Source organism: Aquirufa novilacunae (assembly GCF_045310505.1).
Lineage (GTDB): Bacteria > Bacteroidota > Bacteroidia > Cytophagales > Spirosomataceae > Aquirufa > Aquirufa novilacunae.
Genome location: NZ_JBEWZG010000001.1, coordinates 143,676 through 160,044, shown reverse-complemented (window position 1 = coordinate 160,044; position 16,369 = coordinate 143,676). Strand labels below are relative to the sequence as shown.

General features: G+C 42.4%; 13 protein-coding genes. 6 read left to right on the top strand and 7 right to left on the bottom strand.

Annotated elements, in window-relative coordinates; genetic code table 11:
- Positions 1 to 32: 32 nt before the first annotated feature.
- Complete coding sequence (locus V7S74_RS00710) at positions 33 to 1,082, top strand: o-succinylbenzoate synthase (protein WP_406776856.1); 1,050 nt, start codon at positions 33 to 35, stop codon at positions 1,080 to 1,082.
- A 17-nt stretch (positions 1,083 to 1,099) separates the two neighbouring features.
- Positions 1,100 to 1,498 carry a hypothetical protein gene (locus V7S74_RS00705; protein WP_261345521.1) on the top strand — a complete coding sequence of 133 codons (399 nt, stop codon included), beginning with the start codon at positions 1,100 to 1,102 and terminating at the stop codon, positions 1,496 to 1,498.
- Between the two features lie 29 nt (positions 1,499 to 1,527).
- Here the strand turns inward: V7S74_RS00705 and hemF are convergent, their stop codons facing one another.
- The 3 genes from hemF to V7S74_RS00690 are packed head-to-tail and all read right to left on the bottom strand — an operon-like array spanning position 1,528 to position 5,612.
- Positions 1,528 to 2,409: an oxygen-dependent coproporphyrinogen oxidase gene (gene hemF, locus V7S74_RS00700; protein ID WP_406776855.1), complete on the bottom strand. Its 882-nt coding sequence runs from the start codon at positions 2,407 to 2,409 to the stop codon at positions 1,528 to 1,530.
- A 1-nt stretch (position 2,410) separates the two neighbouring features.
- Positions 2,411 to 5,023, bottom strand: a complete 2,613-nt coding sequence (locus tag V7S74_RS00695; protein ID WP_406776854.1) for a transglycosylase domain-containing protein — start codon at positions 5,021 to 5,023, stop codon at positions 2,411 to 2,413.
- Between the two features lies 1 nt (position 5,024).
- The gene (locus tag V7S74_RS00690) at positions 5,025 to 5,612 is read right to left on the bottom strand and encodes an N-(5'-phosphoribosyl)anthranilate isomerase (RefSeq protein ID WP_406776853.1); all 588 of its coding nucleotides are present in this window, start codon (positions 5,610 to 5,612) and stop codon (positions 5,025 to 5,027) included.
- A 107-nt stretch (positions 5,613 to 5,719) separates the two neighbouring features.
- On the opposite strand from V7S74_RS00690, the gene mnmA reads away from it, so the two are divergent.
- Positions 5,720 to 6,862, top strand: coding sequence for a tRNA 2-thiouridine(34) synthase MnmA (gene mnmA / locus V7S74_RS00685; protein ID WP_406776852.1), 1,143 nt, complete (start codon positions 5,720 to 5,722; stop codon positions 6,860 to 6,862).
- Here the strand turns inward: mnmA and V7S74_RS00680 are convergent.
- The 3 genes from V7S74_RS00680 to V7S74_RS00670 are packed head-to-tail and all read right to left on the bottom strand — an operon-like array spanning position 6,855 to position 12,375.
- On the bottom strand, positions 6,855 to 7,370 hold the full coding sequence (locus tag V7S74_RS00680; RefSeq protein ID WP_406776851.1) for a metallophosphoesterase family protein: 516 nt from the start codon (positions 7,368 to 7,370) through the stop codon (positions 6,855 to 6,857). The genes mnmA and V7S74_RS00680 overlap by 8 nt on opposite strands.
- Positions 7,371 to 8,336 (bottom strand): zinc dependent phospholipase C family protein, encoded by a 966-nt coding sequence (locus V7S74_RS00675; RefSeq protein WP_406776850.1) that lies wholly within the window; start codon positions 8,334 to 8,336, stop codon positions 7,371 to 7,373.
- 1 nt (position 8,337) lies between these two features.
- Positions 8,338 to 12,375 (bottom strand): two-component regulator propeller domain-containing protein, encoded by a 4,038-nt coding sequence (locus V7S74_RS00670; protein WP_406776849.1) that lies wholly within the window; start codon positions 12,373 to 12,375, stop codon positions 8,338 to 8,340.
- A gap of 150 nt (positions 12,376 to 12,525) precedes the next feature.
- On the opposite strand from V7S74_RS00670, the gene V7S74_RS00665 reads away from it, so the two are divergent.
- The gene (locus V7S74_RS00665; RefSeq protein ID WP_406776848.1) at positions 12,526 to 13,548 is read left to right on the top strand and encodes a GntR family transcriptional regulator; all 1,023 of its coding nucleotides are present in this window, start codon (positions 12,526 to 12,528) and stop codon (positions 13,546 to 13,548) included.
- 31 nt (positions 13,549 to 13,579) lie between these two features.
- On the opposite strand, the gene queG is transcribed toward V7S74_RS00665, so the two are convergent.
- Entirely contained in the window at positions 13,580 to 14,497 is a 918-nt protein-coding gene (gene queG, locus V7S74_RS00660; protein ID WP_406776847.1) for a tRNA epoxyqueuosine(34) reductase QueG, read from the bottom strand.
- Positions 14,498 to 14,599: 102 nt separating this feature from the next.
- Here queG and V7S74_RS00655 point away from each other — a divergent pair, with 102 nt between their 5' ends.
- Positions 14,600 to 15,109, top strand: a complete 510-nt coding sequence (locus tag V7S74_RS00655; RefSeq protein WP_406776846.1) for a nucleotide exchange factor GrpE — start codon at positions 14,600 to 14,602, stop codon at positions 15,107 to 15,109.
- A gap of 6 nt (positions 15,110 to 15,115) precedes the next feature.
- Positions 15,116 to 16,276: a molecular chaperone DnaJ gene (dnaJ, locus tag V7S74_RS00650; protein ID WP_406776845.1), complete on the top strand. Its 1,161-nt coding sequence runs from the start codon at positions 15,116 to 15,118 to the stop codon at positions 16,274 to 16,276.
- Positions 16,277 to 16,369 lie beyond the last annotated feature (93 nt).

Here is a 16,369-nt window from a genome sequence, read left to right as displayed (position 1 = left end):
ACAAAATCGAATAGAAAATAATAAATTGCATCATGTCAAAAATCAGTCTGCGATTCCTCCCCCACGAGCTTCAATTTCATTTCGAAGCAGGCACCTCTCGAGGTGTTCTGACGAAGAAGAAATCTTATTTCGTGGAAGTTTCGGATGGAAATCGGGTGGGCATCGGAGAAGCGGGCCCATTGTTTGGGCTGAGCCCGGAATTTCAGGACGATTGCTTACCTGCCTTCATCGAAAGTCTATCCCCTTTTCATGGGCTTGAATCGCCCTCAGATATTTCCGAACTAATCGCTGAAATACCTTTCGAACAACCCTCCTTTCGCTTTGCTTTAGAGACTGCCCTACTTGATTTACAAAAGCCCTTCACGAATGATTTTGCCAAAGGTTCAGCTGCTATTCCCATCAATGGCCTAATTTGGATGGGAACCGCCGATTTCATGCGCGAGCAAATCGAGCAAAAACTGCATCATGGCTATTCCTGTTTGAAGTTAAAAATAGGAGCCATTGATTTTGAGACTGAATTATCCCTAATAAAAAGTATTCGTTCGCGTTTTTCTGCTTCCGAGCTGACCTTACGCGTTGATGCAAATGGAGCCTTTTCCCCAACGGAAGCCCCTTTTAAACTAGAAAAACTGGCTGCCTACGACCTGCATTCCATCGAACAGCCCATCAAAGCGGGCCAACCGGAGGAAATGAAAAAGCTGGTGGCACAACAAATATTACCCATCGCCTTAGATGAGGAGCTAATCGGAATGAAGGACAAATCAATTGCCTCCTACATCAATCCCGACTTTATTATTTTGAAACCGAGTTTCGTCGGTGGCATTCAAGCCACCCGGGATTGGATTGATTGGGCTTCAAAAAATGGGAAAGAGTGGTGGATTACGTCTGCTTTGGAATCGAACATCGGTCTTCAAGCCATCGCCCAATTTACGGGAGATTATGAAGTGAAAATCCCACAAGGTCTAGGTACGGGGCAATTGTACACGAATAATTTTAGATCTGGTCTGTCGATTGAGAAAGGAAATATCAGTTTTGACCCGACAATTCCAAGGGAATCTCCTTTTCAAAACTTATCTTTGTAAAAATTAAACGAATCCTTATGAATACGATTGACGAGGCGATGATCGCCATTTTAGAAAAGCGATTAGAATTGAGCAAATTAAACTACTCGGATGATACGTATGATGATGTAGAAGAGATGCTACACGATTTAGAGGATGATTTCAACGAGAAATACGGTGATCAATTAGAGGATATCTTGGAAAAGGTACACTTGAAACACTGCCCTGAATCTGATGTATTACTGCCTACGGCTTATTTAGCTAAAAAATTCGTAGAGACAGCTGATGGTGAAATCGAAATTGGTAAAAAAGAAGGAGTTGAAGTAGAATGGATCGAAGATCCTGTGGCCAATGCCCGCTTGGTGTTGCTACCCGCTCCCACCCGCGTTCTATTAATGACGCCTAAGGGCATCGATATTGTCTGGGAAGCAGAATAAAAGTAAAGGGGCTTCAAAAGCCCCTTTTTTTATATCCAATTAATTCCCTTTTTCAGTAAATCGAAGGTCGTCTGACCCTCTGGAAAGACCTGTGGATCGTACATGTACTCCCAGGCTGCCATAGGTGGCAAACTCATCAAAATAGATTCCGTTCTGCCGTTCGTCTCTAGTCCAAACTTCGTTCCCCGGTCGTGCACTAAATTAAACTCCACGTAACGACCTCTCCGAATATATTGAAACTCCTTTTCGGCTTGTGTATATTCCTTAGCCGCATTCAAACGCATCAAATGACTATAAATGGGTTCAAAGGCTTCACCTACGGCTTTGACAAACTCAAACACCGTTTCTTTATCTCCCTTGATATAATCAAAGAAAATTCCACCGATTCCTCGTGTCTCTTCCCGGTGTGGGCTGTAGAAATAATCATCTGCCCAGTTCTTGTACTTTGGATAATAGCTTGGATCAAAACGATCACAAACCGCCTTTAATTGCTCATGAAACCACTTAGCTTGCTCTGGAATGATGATATGTGGCGTTAAATCAATTCCTCCACCGAACCAAAACTCCCCATTGCTCAATTCAAAATACCGCACATTCATGTGAATGATGGGCACCCAAGGATTCTCTGGATGCATTACAATTGAAACACCCGTAGCAAAAAACTCAACTTCCGCCGTCACATTCAAACTAGTCACCATCTTCGGATGAAGTGGGCCTTCAACTGCTGAAAAATTAACACCGGCTTTCTCTAAAATGGTCCCTTTCGCTAAAACGCGGGACCTTCCGCCACCGCCCTCCGGACGCTGCCATTGGTCTTCCTTAAAGGAAGCTCCACCGTCAGTTGCGGAAATACCAGCACAAATTCGATCCTGTAAGCCTTGAAAATAGGCCGCAATTGTATGTTTATCCATTTTACTGAGGGGAACCCGTCGAATCCGCAGGCTGTGCATTTTGTTCTAATAAGGCATTCATAGAGTCTAATTCGGAGTCAGAAACTTGAAGCGAATCGGGTAAAGCATAGGAACCATTCGAACAATCAAAATCCTTCTTAACCACTCGTCTATCTAATTTTTCGAAAGGTTGCGGACGGTATTGCGCTAGCAATGGATCCTTCACCACTTTAATCATGAAACGCTTGAAGATAGGCAAAGCCGTTTTAGAGCCCTCACCTAAGGCGCCTGTCCTAAAGTGAATCGATCGATCATCTCCTCCAACCCAAACACCCGAAATCAAATTATGCGACATCCCGATAAACCAACCATCCGAGTGATTCGAAGTGGTTCCTGTTTTACCAGCAAAAACACGTGCATAGCGATTTTCTTTCGGCAATAAGATATCTCCCTCGCCATACAATAAAGAACTACCCGTACCACTTTCGTGAATGACTCCCTCTAACATGTAGCGTACTAATTGGGCGGATTCCTTGCGAATCACCTGCTCCATTGTCGGGTCAAAACGTTGCAATACTTTGCCATTTTGATCCTTGATTTCTTGCACTAACATAGGTTCCACGTGCATTCCCTCATTTACAAAAGCCGAATAAGCACCGATCATCTCGAATAAATTCACATCAAAAGAACCTAAACCGATTGATGCCACAGCCTTCAATGGACTCTTAATACCCATCTTTTTCGCATAATACATCACGGTATCAGCCCCTACCTCATTCGTTAATCGAGCGGTTACAGAGTTGATACTTTGTGCCAAAGCACGCTTAATCGGCATCTCTCTCATGGAGAAACTACCGTTCGCATTGCCTGGACGCCACATTTCTTTTTCGCCTTTGGCATTCTCCACCTCAATCTCAAATGGCTCATCGCGCATCATATAGCAAGGTGATAAATCTTTGGGACCATCGATAGCAGAGGTGTACACAAAAGGCTTAAAGGTCGAACCTGGTTGACGACGACCTTGTTTTACGTGATCGTATTTGAAATATTTGAAGTCTAATCCACCTACCCAAGCCTTAATATGACCCGTAAATGGATCCATCGTCATCATCCCCGCCTGTAAAAACTTCTTATAATATTGAATCGAATCGTATGCACTCATCGTCCGTTTTTCCTCCCCCATCGAATTACGGGAATAGACCCACATATCACGTTTCACATCCTTCATGTAATGTTTCACCGAATCCGGATTTGTAGGAAAACGAGCCACTAGGTATTTATAATATTCCGTCCTTTTAGCAACGGTATCGATGAATCCAGGGATTTCCTGACCATTTTCACCCACCCAGGGGTTTTGATTCGCCCAGTGATTATCAAAGTTCTTTTGGGTCGCACGCATCCCCTCTTCCACCGCTTCCTCCGCATAAATCTGCATCTTAGAATCAATGGTCGTCACAATTTTCAAACCATCCCGGTACAGATCTAATTCAATATCATTCTTCTCCGCCCATTCATTCAGGTATTTAGCCACCGCCACTTTGAAATAATTACCGGTGCCATCGTAAGGCGATTCCTCATTTTCATGCAGTTCAATCGGTAAAACAGCTAATGAATCATAATCCACTTTACGTAAATAACCTGCCTTCACCATTTGGGCTAAAACCACGTTTCTACGCTTCCAGGCTTTATTTTCTGCCAAAGGCTTCCCCACATAACGCTTCGGATTATAGGTCGTCGTTGCTTTTTGCAACCCAACTAAAATCGCTGCTTCTTGGATATTCAAGCTATCTGGCGACGTATTGAAATAGGTCTTAGAGGCTACTTTAATTCCGTACGCATTATTACCGTAATCTACGGTGTTTAAGTACCATAAGATGATCTCGTCTTTTGTATAAAAACGCTCTAATTTGATCGCGGTAACCCACTCTTTGGACTTATAAATCAACTTATTCAATCCTGGGATATAACCCAAGAGACCCGTTTTAACGAATCCTTTCTTCGTTCTCGTCTTAAATAAATTCTTCGCTAATTGCTGTGAAATCGTACTTCCACCTCCACGATCACCCCCTTTTACAATCCCCACTAAAACCCCAGCCCAGGCTTGAAAGTCAATCCCAGTATGCTCGTAGAAACGAGCATCTTCCGTCGCCACTAAAGCCTTCACTAAATAGGGTGAAATTTGATTATAATCGCGAATCGGCGTTCTGTTTTCAGCAAAAAACTTGCCCAAAAGCACTCCATCCGCAGAATAAATCTCAGATGCCTGAGACAATTTAGGATTCTGAAGATCATCTACGCTAGGCATTTCTCCTGTTAAAAAGAAGAAATTCGTCTCAATGACTAAGAGGTAGACCAACACAAAAAGAGCTGATTTAGCGAAGATTTTATAGCCCTTTACGATGGGCTTATAATAAGGCGTGGTCTTATCGACCTTAGAATCGTAATAGGCTTGAATTTTGCGACCTTGGGTTTGAACAAATACCTGTCCCATGACCGAATAGCCGATAACCATGCTATACAAACGCTCCCCTAGTACCTTTTTCAGCAAGCCAAGCAGCAACAAGCCAAAAGCCTGAAGCTTCGATCGAACCATGGCTTTCGCCAGCGTATATTTAGCTTTTATGTTTGCTAGCATATTAGTCAATTTCTAATTTTTCCAAGATACTCATTAAATCAGAAAAATCTCGAAAACCGGGACGGTCTTCTTTTCCTGCCATTAAACCAATTCCTTGAATGGAAGTTTGGTCAACCCACTCTTCTAAATCTTCCTCTGGAACCTCTAAACCTAGTATAATCGGATATTGTGCCGCCCAAATTTCAATGGATGATTCCATCCCCTGCAACGATTCAGGGCTATCCCCCGTTAACAAAAAATGAGAAACATAGGGTGCTGCAGACGCAAATAATGCCGGTAAATTATCCGTATCAATGTTTACGCGCAGAATTTTGGGCAAATCGATATCTTGAATCAACACTAAATTCACTTTAGAATCAATCTCAATCGCATCTGGTTGATGTGACGCCACTAATTCCTTGATTTCCTCAGGCTTCAATCCAGAAGCCTCGCCTACGATTTGAACTCCCGCTAACCAGTTTCTGATCTCAGCAAATTTCTCCAAAGGCATCGCTAACGGAAAACCTAACCATTCCACTCCCATTCCTGCACAATACCGCGCATCGGATAGATTTTCAATCGAACTAACTTTGACTTTTGTTTTTAACATAGAGGGTTTTGTATACTAGAGCAAAAATACGCTTTGTGCACGTATTTACAAAGATAAGCCGTAACTTGCGGCATAATTTCGTCAGGCATTGAACCTGAGCAGCAAATATGGAAAAAAAAGGACGCGTCTTAGTCGCTATGAGCGGCGGAATCGACAGCTCGGTCGCAGCTGTTTTATTACACGAACAAGGATATGAAGTAATCGGTATGACCATGAAAACATGGGATTACGCGAGCTCTGGTGGCGATAAAAAAGAAACCGGATGTTGTTCGTTGGATTCTATCAATGATGCGCGCCATATCGCTGTTTCCCTGGGTTTCCCCCATTATATTTTAGATATCAGAGAAGAATTTGGTGATTCAGTCATCGATTACTTCACGAATGAATACATCGAAGGCCGCACGCCTAATCCCTGTGTCATGTGTAACACGCACATTAAATGGGATGCCTTATTGCGCCGTGCGGATCAATTAGGCTGTGAATTTATCGCGACTGGCCACTATGCGCAGATCCGCGAGGAGAATGGCCGTCATATTATTTCCAAAGGTGTTGACGTTTTAAAAGATCAGTCCTATGTGCTTTGGGGCGTTTCGCAAGAAAGTTTAGCGCGGACGATTTTGCCCTTAGGACATTTAACAAAAGCGCGTATCAGAGAAATGGCGACAGAGCGAGGATTCGTCGATTTAGTCAATAAATCGGAGAGTTATGAGATCTGTTTCGTACCGGATAATGATTACCGCGGATTCTTGAAAAGACGTGTTCCTGAGTTAGAGGAGCAAGTAAAAGGCGGTAATTTCATTGATACAGAGGGTAAAATTATTGGAAAACACGAGGGATACCCCTTTTATACAGTCGGCCAAAGAAAGGGCTTAGGAAAAGCTTTTGGCTATCCAGCCTTCGTTATTGAGATTCGCAAAGAAAGCAATGAAGTGGTGATTGGTAAAGTGGAGGATTTGAACCGCACTGGCATGTGGGTGGGTCAATTAAATCTACAGAAATACGCTTCCATTCCTGCAGAGGGCATTGAAACCATCACAAAAGTGCGTTATAAAGATGCCGGAACGGCGGGTCATATCGAACAAGTGGGCGACCGAATCAAAGTCGATTTCGCATTTGATGTGTCAGGAATCGCACCTGGTCAAGCAGCCGTATTCTATGAGGGTGATGATGTCGTAGGTGGTGGCTGGATTTTAAAGTCTTACCAGAAGGGCAGTGTCTTCGAAAATATTCAATCTTTTCAGACTACTTAATCTTCGTGTGGATTCGGGGCATTTGAATCAGCTCCATGTCATAAATACGTTTCCCATCAATCTTGAATTGCAGGGCGGTTTGCTCTTGATGAAAACCATGTTGACCTGCTGCCCCTGGGTTTAGAAACAACATCTGATTTCGATTCTGATCCCTTTTCACCTGCAAAATATGGGAGTGTCCGCAGACAAAAATATCCGGCAGCCCCATTGCAAACGTTTCTAATGCATCTGGCTTATAAGAAGAGGGCGCACCCGCAATATGCGTCATGGCAACGCTTACTTGCTCACAGGTGAATCGAGCGATTTTGGGAAACATATTTCGAATCGTCCGGTCATCAATATTCCCATAGACGCCATACACCGGCTTTCCAAAACCCATCAAGGTATCCGCCACTGCGACAGAACCCCAATCTCCCCCATGCCAAATCTGGTCACAAGCTTCCACATGCGGAATCAAGCGCGGATCTAGATAACTATGGGTATCAGAAAGGACTAAAATCTGTTGCATCTACTTGTGTAGGGAAATCAATTTACCGGTAGAGATTAACGTATTTGACTTCCATTGAGCTTTTTCTGCTTCGAAAGACGCCTTCTTTTCCGCCGGAATATCTTTCGTCACCCAGGCTGGGGAACCCGCGTCCTTCCAGGCTGAATACCAAAAAGAAGCCACTCGCTGAGAGGATTGAATCATGCGATTCGGAATGGAAGCTCCCATTTTATCACCAAAGGCTTGAATAAACTCATCCGTATAGTAGCGCTGCACCTTACCATAGCGCTCCACCATTTTAAAGGACTTATCCTCCCCTAAAGCTTTTCGAACCTCTGTTTCCGCCTGAAACATGGCTGGAAGCATCGAGTGAGATTCTAACAAAACCTGGAATATAAAATCCTGAGGTTTCGCAATATACGTGGCCGCCTGAGGTTGATATAAGGCATAATTTCTCAATTGTGCTTCCGGAACTAAGCTCTCCCACAGGACGTGCATCCCTTTTTGGTTCGTTAACTGACCATCGTGATTTTTTGTCGTGTGCAAAGGAACGTGCGCATCAGAAACGTAATGACCTAAATCTGCTGCGTAGAATAAGACTGAATCGCGTAGTTCATTTTTGAAGGCATGCACTAAACGACCATACACTCGATTCACTTCCCAAGGCACCAAACCTTCCTTGCGAAGACTATCAAAGCTATATTTCGCCACGGCTTGTTTAAAATCATGGGGAATATCTGTCCGGTAATTAGGACCAAAAATAGCCGCGTCCATATCCAAGTAATGCTTCGAATCCTCCGTCTTGTCATCTTTTCGACGTACATCGGGACGAATCGACTGTTGCACGATGTAGTCCTGATTTGCATAAAAAAACAAACCTAGGTCAGCAGGCAAAGGATAGATGGCAATTTGCTGTAAGGTTTTGTGAGCTAAAAAGCCCCAAGAAACTAAGAAACCACAGACCAGAACGAGAGATAATTTGCGCATATTATTTTTTTGAAATGAATGTTTTAGGGGCGAATCCGTATTGTTTTTTAAAGGCACGAGTAAAATAGGCCGGATCATTAAATCCTACTTGATAGGCTACTTCTGATACATTTAATGAACCTTTTTCTAATAATATTCTAGCCTGTTGTAAGCGAATCGAACGAATAAACTCATTTCCAGCTAACGAAGTTAACATTTTCAATTTACGGTAGAGCTGCATCTTGCTCATATCTAAGGCATTCTCTAAATGCTCTACATCAAAATCAGCCTCGTCTAGATGCTCTATCACCACCTGGGTGGCCTTAGATAAGAATTCATCTTCGAACATAGGGGATTGTTGCAGATCTTGGTTCATCACAGAATCCTGCCAATTCTTTCGCAGGCGCTCTTTCGCCTCTAATAATTTAGCAACGCGTAATTCTAAGATGTCTGCATGAAAAGGTTTGGAGATAAAATCATCAGCTCCAGATTGCATTCCTTCGATTTGGCTATCTTGAGAACTTTTAGAAGTCAAAATCACTACAGGTATGTGACTCGTTTTTGAATTCTTACGAATCTCCTTACACAGACTTACACCCGACATTCCAGGCATCATCCAATCCGTAATTACCATATCAGGTAAATACGTGAGAGCCATCTCCATCCCTTTTTCTCCTCTATCTGCCTCAATTACCTGGAATGATTTTTCGAAAATTTCCCGAATAAACGCGCGCATTTCTTCGTGGTCCTCCACAATAAGTAGAATCTGTTTCTCTTGATATATCGTCTCGACTTGTTGACTTGTTGACTTATTGACCTCTTCCGACTTTGTCCTCACCCAGCTAGGTTCAAATGCCTCCCGAGTCACCGGGAAATGGAGTTTAAAAACGGAGCCTGCTCCTAAATCACTTTGCACATCAATCGATCCGCGATGTACTTCGATCAGTTCCTTACACAAGGATAGCCCTACTCCCGTTCCCATCCGATCCACCTTTTCAGGGATTTGATAGAATCGGTCAAAAATATGCTGAATATGCTCCTCACTAATTCCTTTCCCCGTGTCCATTACCTGAATGGATACTTTTGAAATCGTCTCTTGCGCGTCCTGATAGGTTTTATGCAGTTCCAAACGGATACCAATGATGCCATCCTCCGGTGTAAATTTGAAGGCATTGGACAGTAAATTCGTTACACACTTTTCAATAATATCCGCATCGTAATAGACAAAAAGCGAATCAAGCGGCGACTCCCACTTTAATTTGATTTGCTTTTGTTGTGCATACGCATCAAAACTCTGTTTGATGGAATTCAATTGTTTTACTAGATCATGCTTCTCCACCACAGGCTCCACATGACCGGATTCGATTTTCGATAGATCAAGTAGTTGATTAATTAAACGCAGGAGTTTCTGAGCATTTTGGTAAATCGAATTAATCTTCGTCTTCTGATCTTTATTCAAGCTCGCATTCGATATAAAATACTTCTCTAAAGGGCTGGTAATAAGCGTTAAAGGCGTACGCAATTCGTGTGAAATATTTGTAAAGAAATGCGTCTTTACCTGCTCTAATTCTTGAATGCGTTCCTTCTCAATTTCTTTCAAACGTAGATCGGTTCGGAAAGCCTCTCGTACCCGAACTTCGCGAATGAAGCCATAAATTAGAGCTCCTACCGCCACTAAATACAACAAATAGGCCCACCAGGTTTTATACCAAGGTGGCAAAACGGTTATAAGAAGTTCATAGGGCTTCTCCGCCCAAACACCATCCGAATTACTTGCCTTTACCTTAAACACATAATCCCCCGGACTTAGATTCGTGTAAGTAACCGTGCGCTGAGTCCCTACTAAATTCCATTCCTTTTCAAAGCCCTCTAAATAGTAGGCATAGCGGTTGTTTTTAGGCCTTTGGTATTCCAGTGCAACAAAATCCAAACTGAAGACCGTTTGGTCTGGTTGCAAGATCAAGTGTTTAGTGGAGGAAATATCCTCTGTCAATGGAGAGTTCTCCTGACCCGCTTCCACCTCTTTATTAAAAATCTTTAATTTCGTAAAGAAAACAGGCGGAACATCTAGTCGCATGCGAAGACTATCTGACTTCAGGTAATTCAAGCCATTCACTCCTCCAAAAAACAGCCAATTTTGGCTATTTTTAGCCGCGGCACTCGTCATAAATTCCTTTCCCTGAAGACCATCTGCTTCTTCGAAGTTGACAAATTTCAAGGTTTTGGCATCCATCTTAGAAATACCTCCATTCGTCGAAAACCACAAATCCCCTTTCGCGTCCTCCACTAAACCACGTAATGAATTACTGCCTAATCCATCATTCACCGTATACACCTTAAACCCCTTATCCGGTCCTAGGTATTGATTCAAACCTCCACCTTGCGTCATGACCCAGATGCGATTTTTACGATCTTGGTAAATTTTATTCACGTGATCATAACTCAAGGCTCCTTTTTCAGCAGATTTCACATAGTGGCGAATCTTGTGCGTTGAGATATCAAAAACATATAAACCGAAACCAACAGTTCCTACCCATATCTCCGTCCCATTTAACACGTTGATGGCAGCAATTGACTTATTCAAAAAGGTAGACTTACCTAACTCTTTAATAGGGATCCGGTATTGCTTGGTGACAGGATTAAAAGATACGATACCCATTCCAGCTGTTCCAAGCAAAAACTCAGATTGAAATAAAGCCATCGTAGTAAAATTCGCTTCTCGCACACCCGGTTTGAATGGGAAATCTTTTAATTGATGCTCTTTTGTAAACAGATTAATTCCTTTCCCCCAAAGTCCGACCCACACCCCCCCATCACCTGAAGGCTGAATAAAATTAACATCATACGTTTCCGTTGAGTTTAATTTATTTGTGGTGGCACTCTTCAAATAATGGGTTACCTGACCCGATTTATGATTAAAATAAGACAAGCCCACATTGCTTCCTACCCAAACACCCTTGTCCCCATCGGCTAATAAAGTGCTGACTTTATTACTCAAAAGCCCTTGAAGCGTATTCGGTTTATAGCGTAGAACAGAGAAACGAGGCTTTTGGAAGAAAGAAATATTCAATCCAGCCTCCCAAGTTCCTACCCAAGTATTTTGATTCGCATCTGTGAACAAACTCATGATGGAATTAGAAGACAAGCCTAATTCCGGATCCGGGTTCGAAGGGATATTGGTATAGTTCTTAAAATCCTCGCCATTTAACTTATATACCCCATTATCCGTACCTATCCACAAGTTTTGTAGCGCATCTTTGGCTAAAGAAGTCACAATGTTTTGACGAGATAAGGGATCGGAAGACTGGTAGAAAACAACTTTAAATTGCTGCGTTTTAGGCGTAAAGCGGTAAATCCCTCTACCATCCGTACCGACTAAAATATCCCCATTATTTGTTTCAAATAAGGCTCTCACCCGATAATTCGCTGCTCCAAACTGATAAGGGATAAAGCTATGCGCGTTTAACTGTGATAATAAATAACCGGTTCGCGTTCCCATCCATACCGTACCCGAGGAGTGTTTAAATAGACGAACCACTTCTTTTACAAAAGGATTCTTCCACTCTGATTCCGTAGGGCTAACCTGATTCGTTCGAATATCATACACTAGATATCCCAGACCTAAAACGGCCACCCCCATCTTCCCCTTTCCTAGATTAAGGATACTCGGAATATTCGCATTGGACAAATCTTGCCCGCCAGGTCCTTTCGAAAACCGGGTGATTTTCCCAGTGGAAAGTTCAATTTTGTTTAAACCAGAATTACGCGTTCCTACCCATAGATTCCCCAAATCATCCTCCGCCACGGTAAAAATCTCACTCCCACTTAGGGTTTTAGGATCACTCGGATCATTTCGATAGATCTTAAAATTATGGCCATCGTAGCGATTCAAACCATCACCCGTTGCGAACCACAAGAAGCCTTTTTTATCTTGAATGATTTTATAAACTGAGCTTTGAGAAAGCCCAGAGGCAGTACTGAGACGTTCATAACGTGTCTGCTTTTGGGCAGTTGCACCCAAAGAAAGCAATAACAAGAAACCGATTAGGGCCTTTTTCATACGAACAATAAAATTAGGGAATAATACCAGGAAATTGGACGGATTTATCCTGAAATAAACATTTGCAAGAATTGTCCTCGTATTTGTAAGATTCGTCCTATGCTACACTGGGCTATGTGGGTAATTTTGAACCAAGAATTTTTCTTCGATATGAATAAAACATTTGTTTCATTTAACGTAAAGAATTCAGGAAACAAACTTCCTAAATACCAGCAATTAGTGAATTCACTTTTGCAGGATATTGAGATGGGGGAATTAAAACCTGGCGAGCGATTGCCGTCCATTAATGAGGCGTCGGAAGAATGCTACCTTTCTCGGGATACTGTGGAGAGAGCCTACACCGAATTGCATAAAATGGGTGCGATCACGTCCATTTTCCGCAAAGGTTATTTCATTTCAGAATCTAGTCTGAAAGTAAAGACCAAAGTTCTTTTTCTGATCGGTCGAATGACAGAAACGAACCAAACCTTGTACAATGCCTTTTTAGATCATTTCGGCAAAAACGTGATGGTTGATATTTATACCTACCAGTACAAGCCGCGTGAATTCAAAGAAATCATCGGGCAGCAACTTGGTAATTACCATTATTACTTGATTCAGCCTCATTTAATTGACGAGGATGAAGAAACAGTGAAGATTTTACAAAAAATAGCTGGGGATCGTTTGATTTTATTGGACCAGAACTTCGGTACCATCCGTCATTCTAGTCTGATTTGCCCACCGAATCCCTCGCTAAAAAAGATTTTTAATACCCAACTAAACCTGTTTAATAAGTACCGCAGTCTTAATTTAGTTTTGAGCGAAGACGAATACTTCGATCCTGAATTAATCAATGCGTGCAGTGAATTCTGCGAAGCAAATTCATTGAATTTCCAAGTATTAGATGGCCTAGAAGAGGACGATTACAGACAAAATGAGGTTTACTTCACCTTGTCAGACACCGATCTTTTCCAGGCTATCAAATACGCGGAGAAAAAGAAGTGGACTTTAGGAAAAGACGTGGGAATCATATCCCTGAATGACCATCCATTTAAAGAGATCATTGCCGGCGGAATCACAGTCGTGAGTACTCACCCGGAGAAGTTAGGCCAAAAAGCAGCCGAAATGATCCTCAACAATAAAAAGACAGCTGAGGTCATCGAACCCAGCTTACTTATACGATTATCACTTTAGGGTTTTATTTTGCTTGAAAAGGGCCGTGGATTCACGGCCACTTTTTTTTCACATAATCGATGTTTCGCTGAATGCCCTTCAGCTTCGTGCGTTTTATAGCAGAATAATGGAAAAGCGTTTGAAAAACTTCCTCTGAAAGTCCTTCCCAATCCACTTCCTGTAAATTCGTATCAAATCTCGGTTCATTATGCGGCTTCGAAAAACGATTCCAAGGACACACATCTTGGCAAATATCACAGCCGAAAATCCAGTTTTCGAAATCACCAGTTAGATTTGCCGGCATTTGGTCTTTTAACTCAATCGTAAAATAAGAAATGCACTTACTCCCATCCACTACATAGGGTGTAATCGCCTCCGTCGGACAGGCATCAATACAGCGAGTACAGGTTCCACAAAAATCCTTGATAGGTCCATCCGGCGTCGCTTTCAAATCAATTAATAGCTCCGCTAAGAAATAGAAGCTTCCCTTTTTAGGTATAATCAAATTCGCATTCTTTCCGATCCAACCTAACCCCGATTTCTTTGCCCAGGCTTTCTCTAAGACCGGCGCAGAATCCACAAACATCCGACCAGCAAATTCACCCAAGTCTTCTTGTAGTGAATCCCACAGCATCTGCATCTTGACTTTGATTACCCGGTGGTAATCTTCGCCATAGGCGTACTTCGAAATCTTAAAGGGATTTGCCTGAATTTCTTCTGAAGGGAAGTAATTGTAGACCAGTGAAACAACGGTTTGACAACCATCTACCAGCTTTCTTGGATCTAATCTTTTATCAAAATGATTGGCCATATAGGCCATTTCGCCGTGTTGATTCGAATTCAACCAAGCCTCTAGTCGAGGAGCTTCTTCTTCTAGAAATCCCGCCTCCGAAATACCACAAAAAGCAAAACCGAATTGCTGGGCTTTTTCCTTAATGTGCTGTGAAATTTGAGCGGGACTTTTTGACATTTGCCTAAAATTACAAAGGGCGTTTCATTTATGCCAAAGTGTCAGAAAATTGTTTTTGGTATTGAATTTGTATCAAGGATTTCGCAATCGTAATTTTGTAGTATGAAAAAGAAAGAAAACGAACAAACGCCTGAGGAAGAAATCATTCAAAACCAAGAAGAAACAAGCCCTGAGACAGAGGAGACAGCTCCTGTGGACGAATTAGCGGAAATGAAGGAGAAATACCTTCGCTTGTATTCAGACTTCGAAAACTTCCGTAAACGTACGGCAAAAGAGAAAATAGAGCTTATCCAAACCGCATCAGAACGTTTAATCGTTGACTTATTACCTGTCATCGATGACTATGAGCGGGCATTAGCGAATGCTCCAGAAGGAGAAATATCAGAAGGCACTCAATTAATCTTCACTAAAATTGGGAACATTCTTCAATCCCAAGGCTTGAAAGAACTACCCGCAAAAGGAGAAGTATTCGATGCCGAAATCCACGACTGCATCACGCAATTCCCTGCACCTAGCGAGGAAGAGAAAGGTAAAGTAGTAGAGGTAGTTGAAAAAGGATATAAATTACATGAAAAAGTCATCCGCTTCGCGAAAGTGGTGGTCGGAAATTAATAGATAATGGCGTCAAAAAGAGATTATTACGAGATATTAGGTGTTTCTAAATCCGCGTCGGAGGATGAAATCAAGAAGGCATACCGCAAAATGGCGGTCAAATACCATCCAGATAAAAACCCCGATAACAAAGAGGCTGAAGAGAAATTCAAAGAAGCTGCTGAGGCCTATGAGGTTTTAAGTAACTCCCAAAAGAAGGCACAATATGACCGTTTCGGTCACGCTGGAATGGGTGGAGCTGCTGGCGGTGGTTTTGGCGGTGGCGGAATGAACATGGAAGACATCTTCTCGCAATTTGGAGATATCTTCGGTGGTGGAGACGATAGTCCCTTCGGCAGTTTCTTCAATCAAGGTCGTGGAGGTGGTAGACGCCAACGCAAAGGAACCGATCTACGCATCAAGTTGAAATTAAACTTAGAGGAGATCGCGAACGGGGTAGAAAAGAAAATCAAAGTAAAACGCCACGTAGCTTGTAAATCATGCTCGGGTAATGGCTCTAAGAACGGCACAGACCTAAAATCATGTGGTACTTGCCAAGGTTCAGGTCAAGTACGTCAAGTACAACAAACCATGCTAGGCCAAATGGTCACCTCTTCTACTTGCCCTCACTGTAATGGAGAAGGAAAAACGGTGGGTGCTAAATGTGGCGATTGCTTCGGAGAAGGCCGCGTTCTAGAAGAAGAAATCATCCCAATCAAAATTCCAGCAGGCGTTTCAAATGACATGCAACTATCCATGACGGGAAAAGGTAACGTACCTCCTCGTGGTGGTGTGGCTGGTGATCTTTTAATCGTGATTGAGGAAGAAGCACATGATCTATTACACCGCGATGGAAACAACGTCATTTTTGACTTGTATGTTAACTTCGTGGATGCAGCCTTAGGAACATCTGTAGAAGTGCCTACCATCGGTGGTAAAGCAAAGATTACCTTAGAGGCTGGAACTCAAAGCGGAAAGATCCTACGCTTAAAAGGAAAAGGGATCAAAGAATTGAATGGCTATTCCATCGGAGATCAATTAGTACACGTGAATATCTGGACGCCTAAACAAGTCACCAAAGAAGAATCGGAACTATTAGAAAAGCTTCGCTCCTCCCCTAACTTCGCCCCACAACCTGGGAAATCGGAGAAAGGATTCTTTCATAAGGTGAGGGATATGTTTTCATAAAAAGCGATGCTTTTTATGAAAACAAAGAATAAAGAATAAAGAATAAAGAATAGTTTAGGAATAAAAAGAGCGGCAATTGCCGCTCTTTTTATG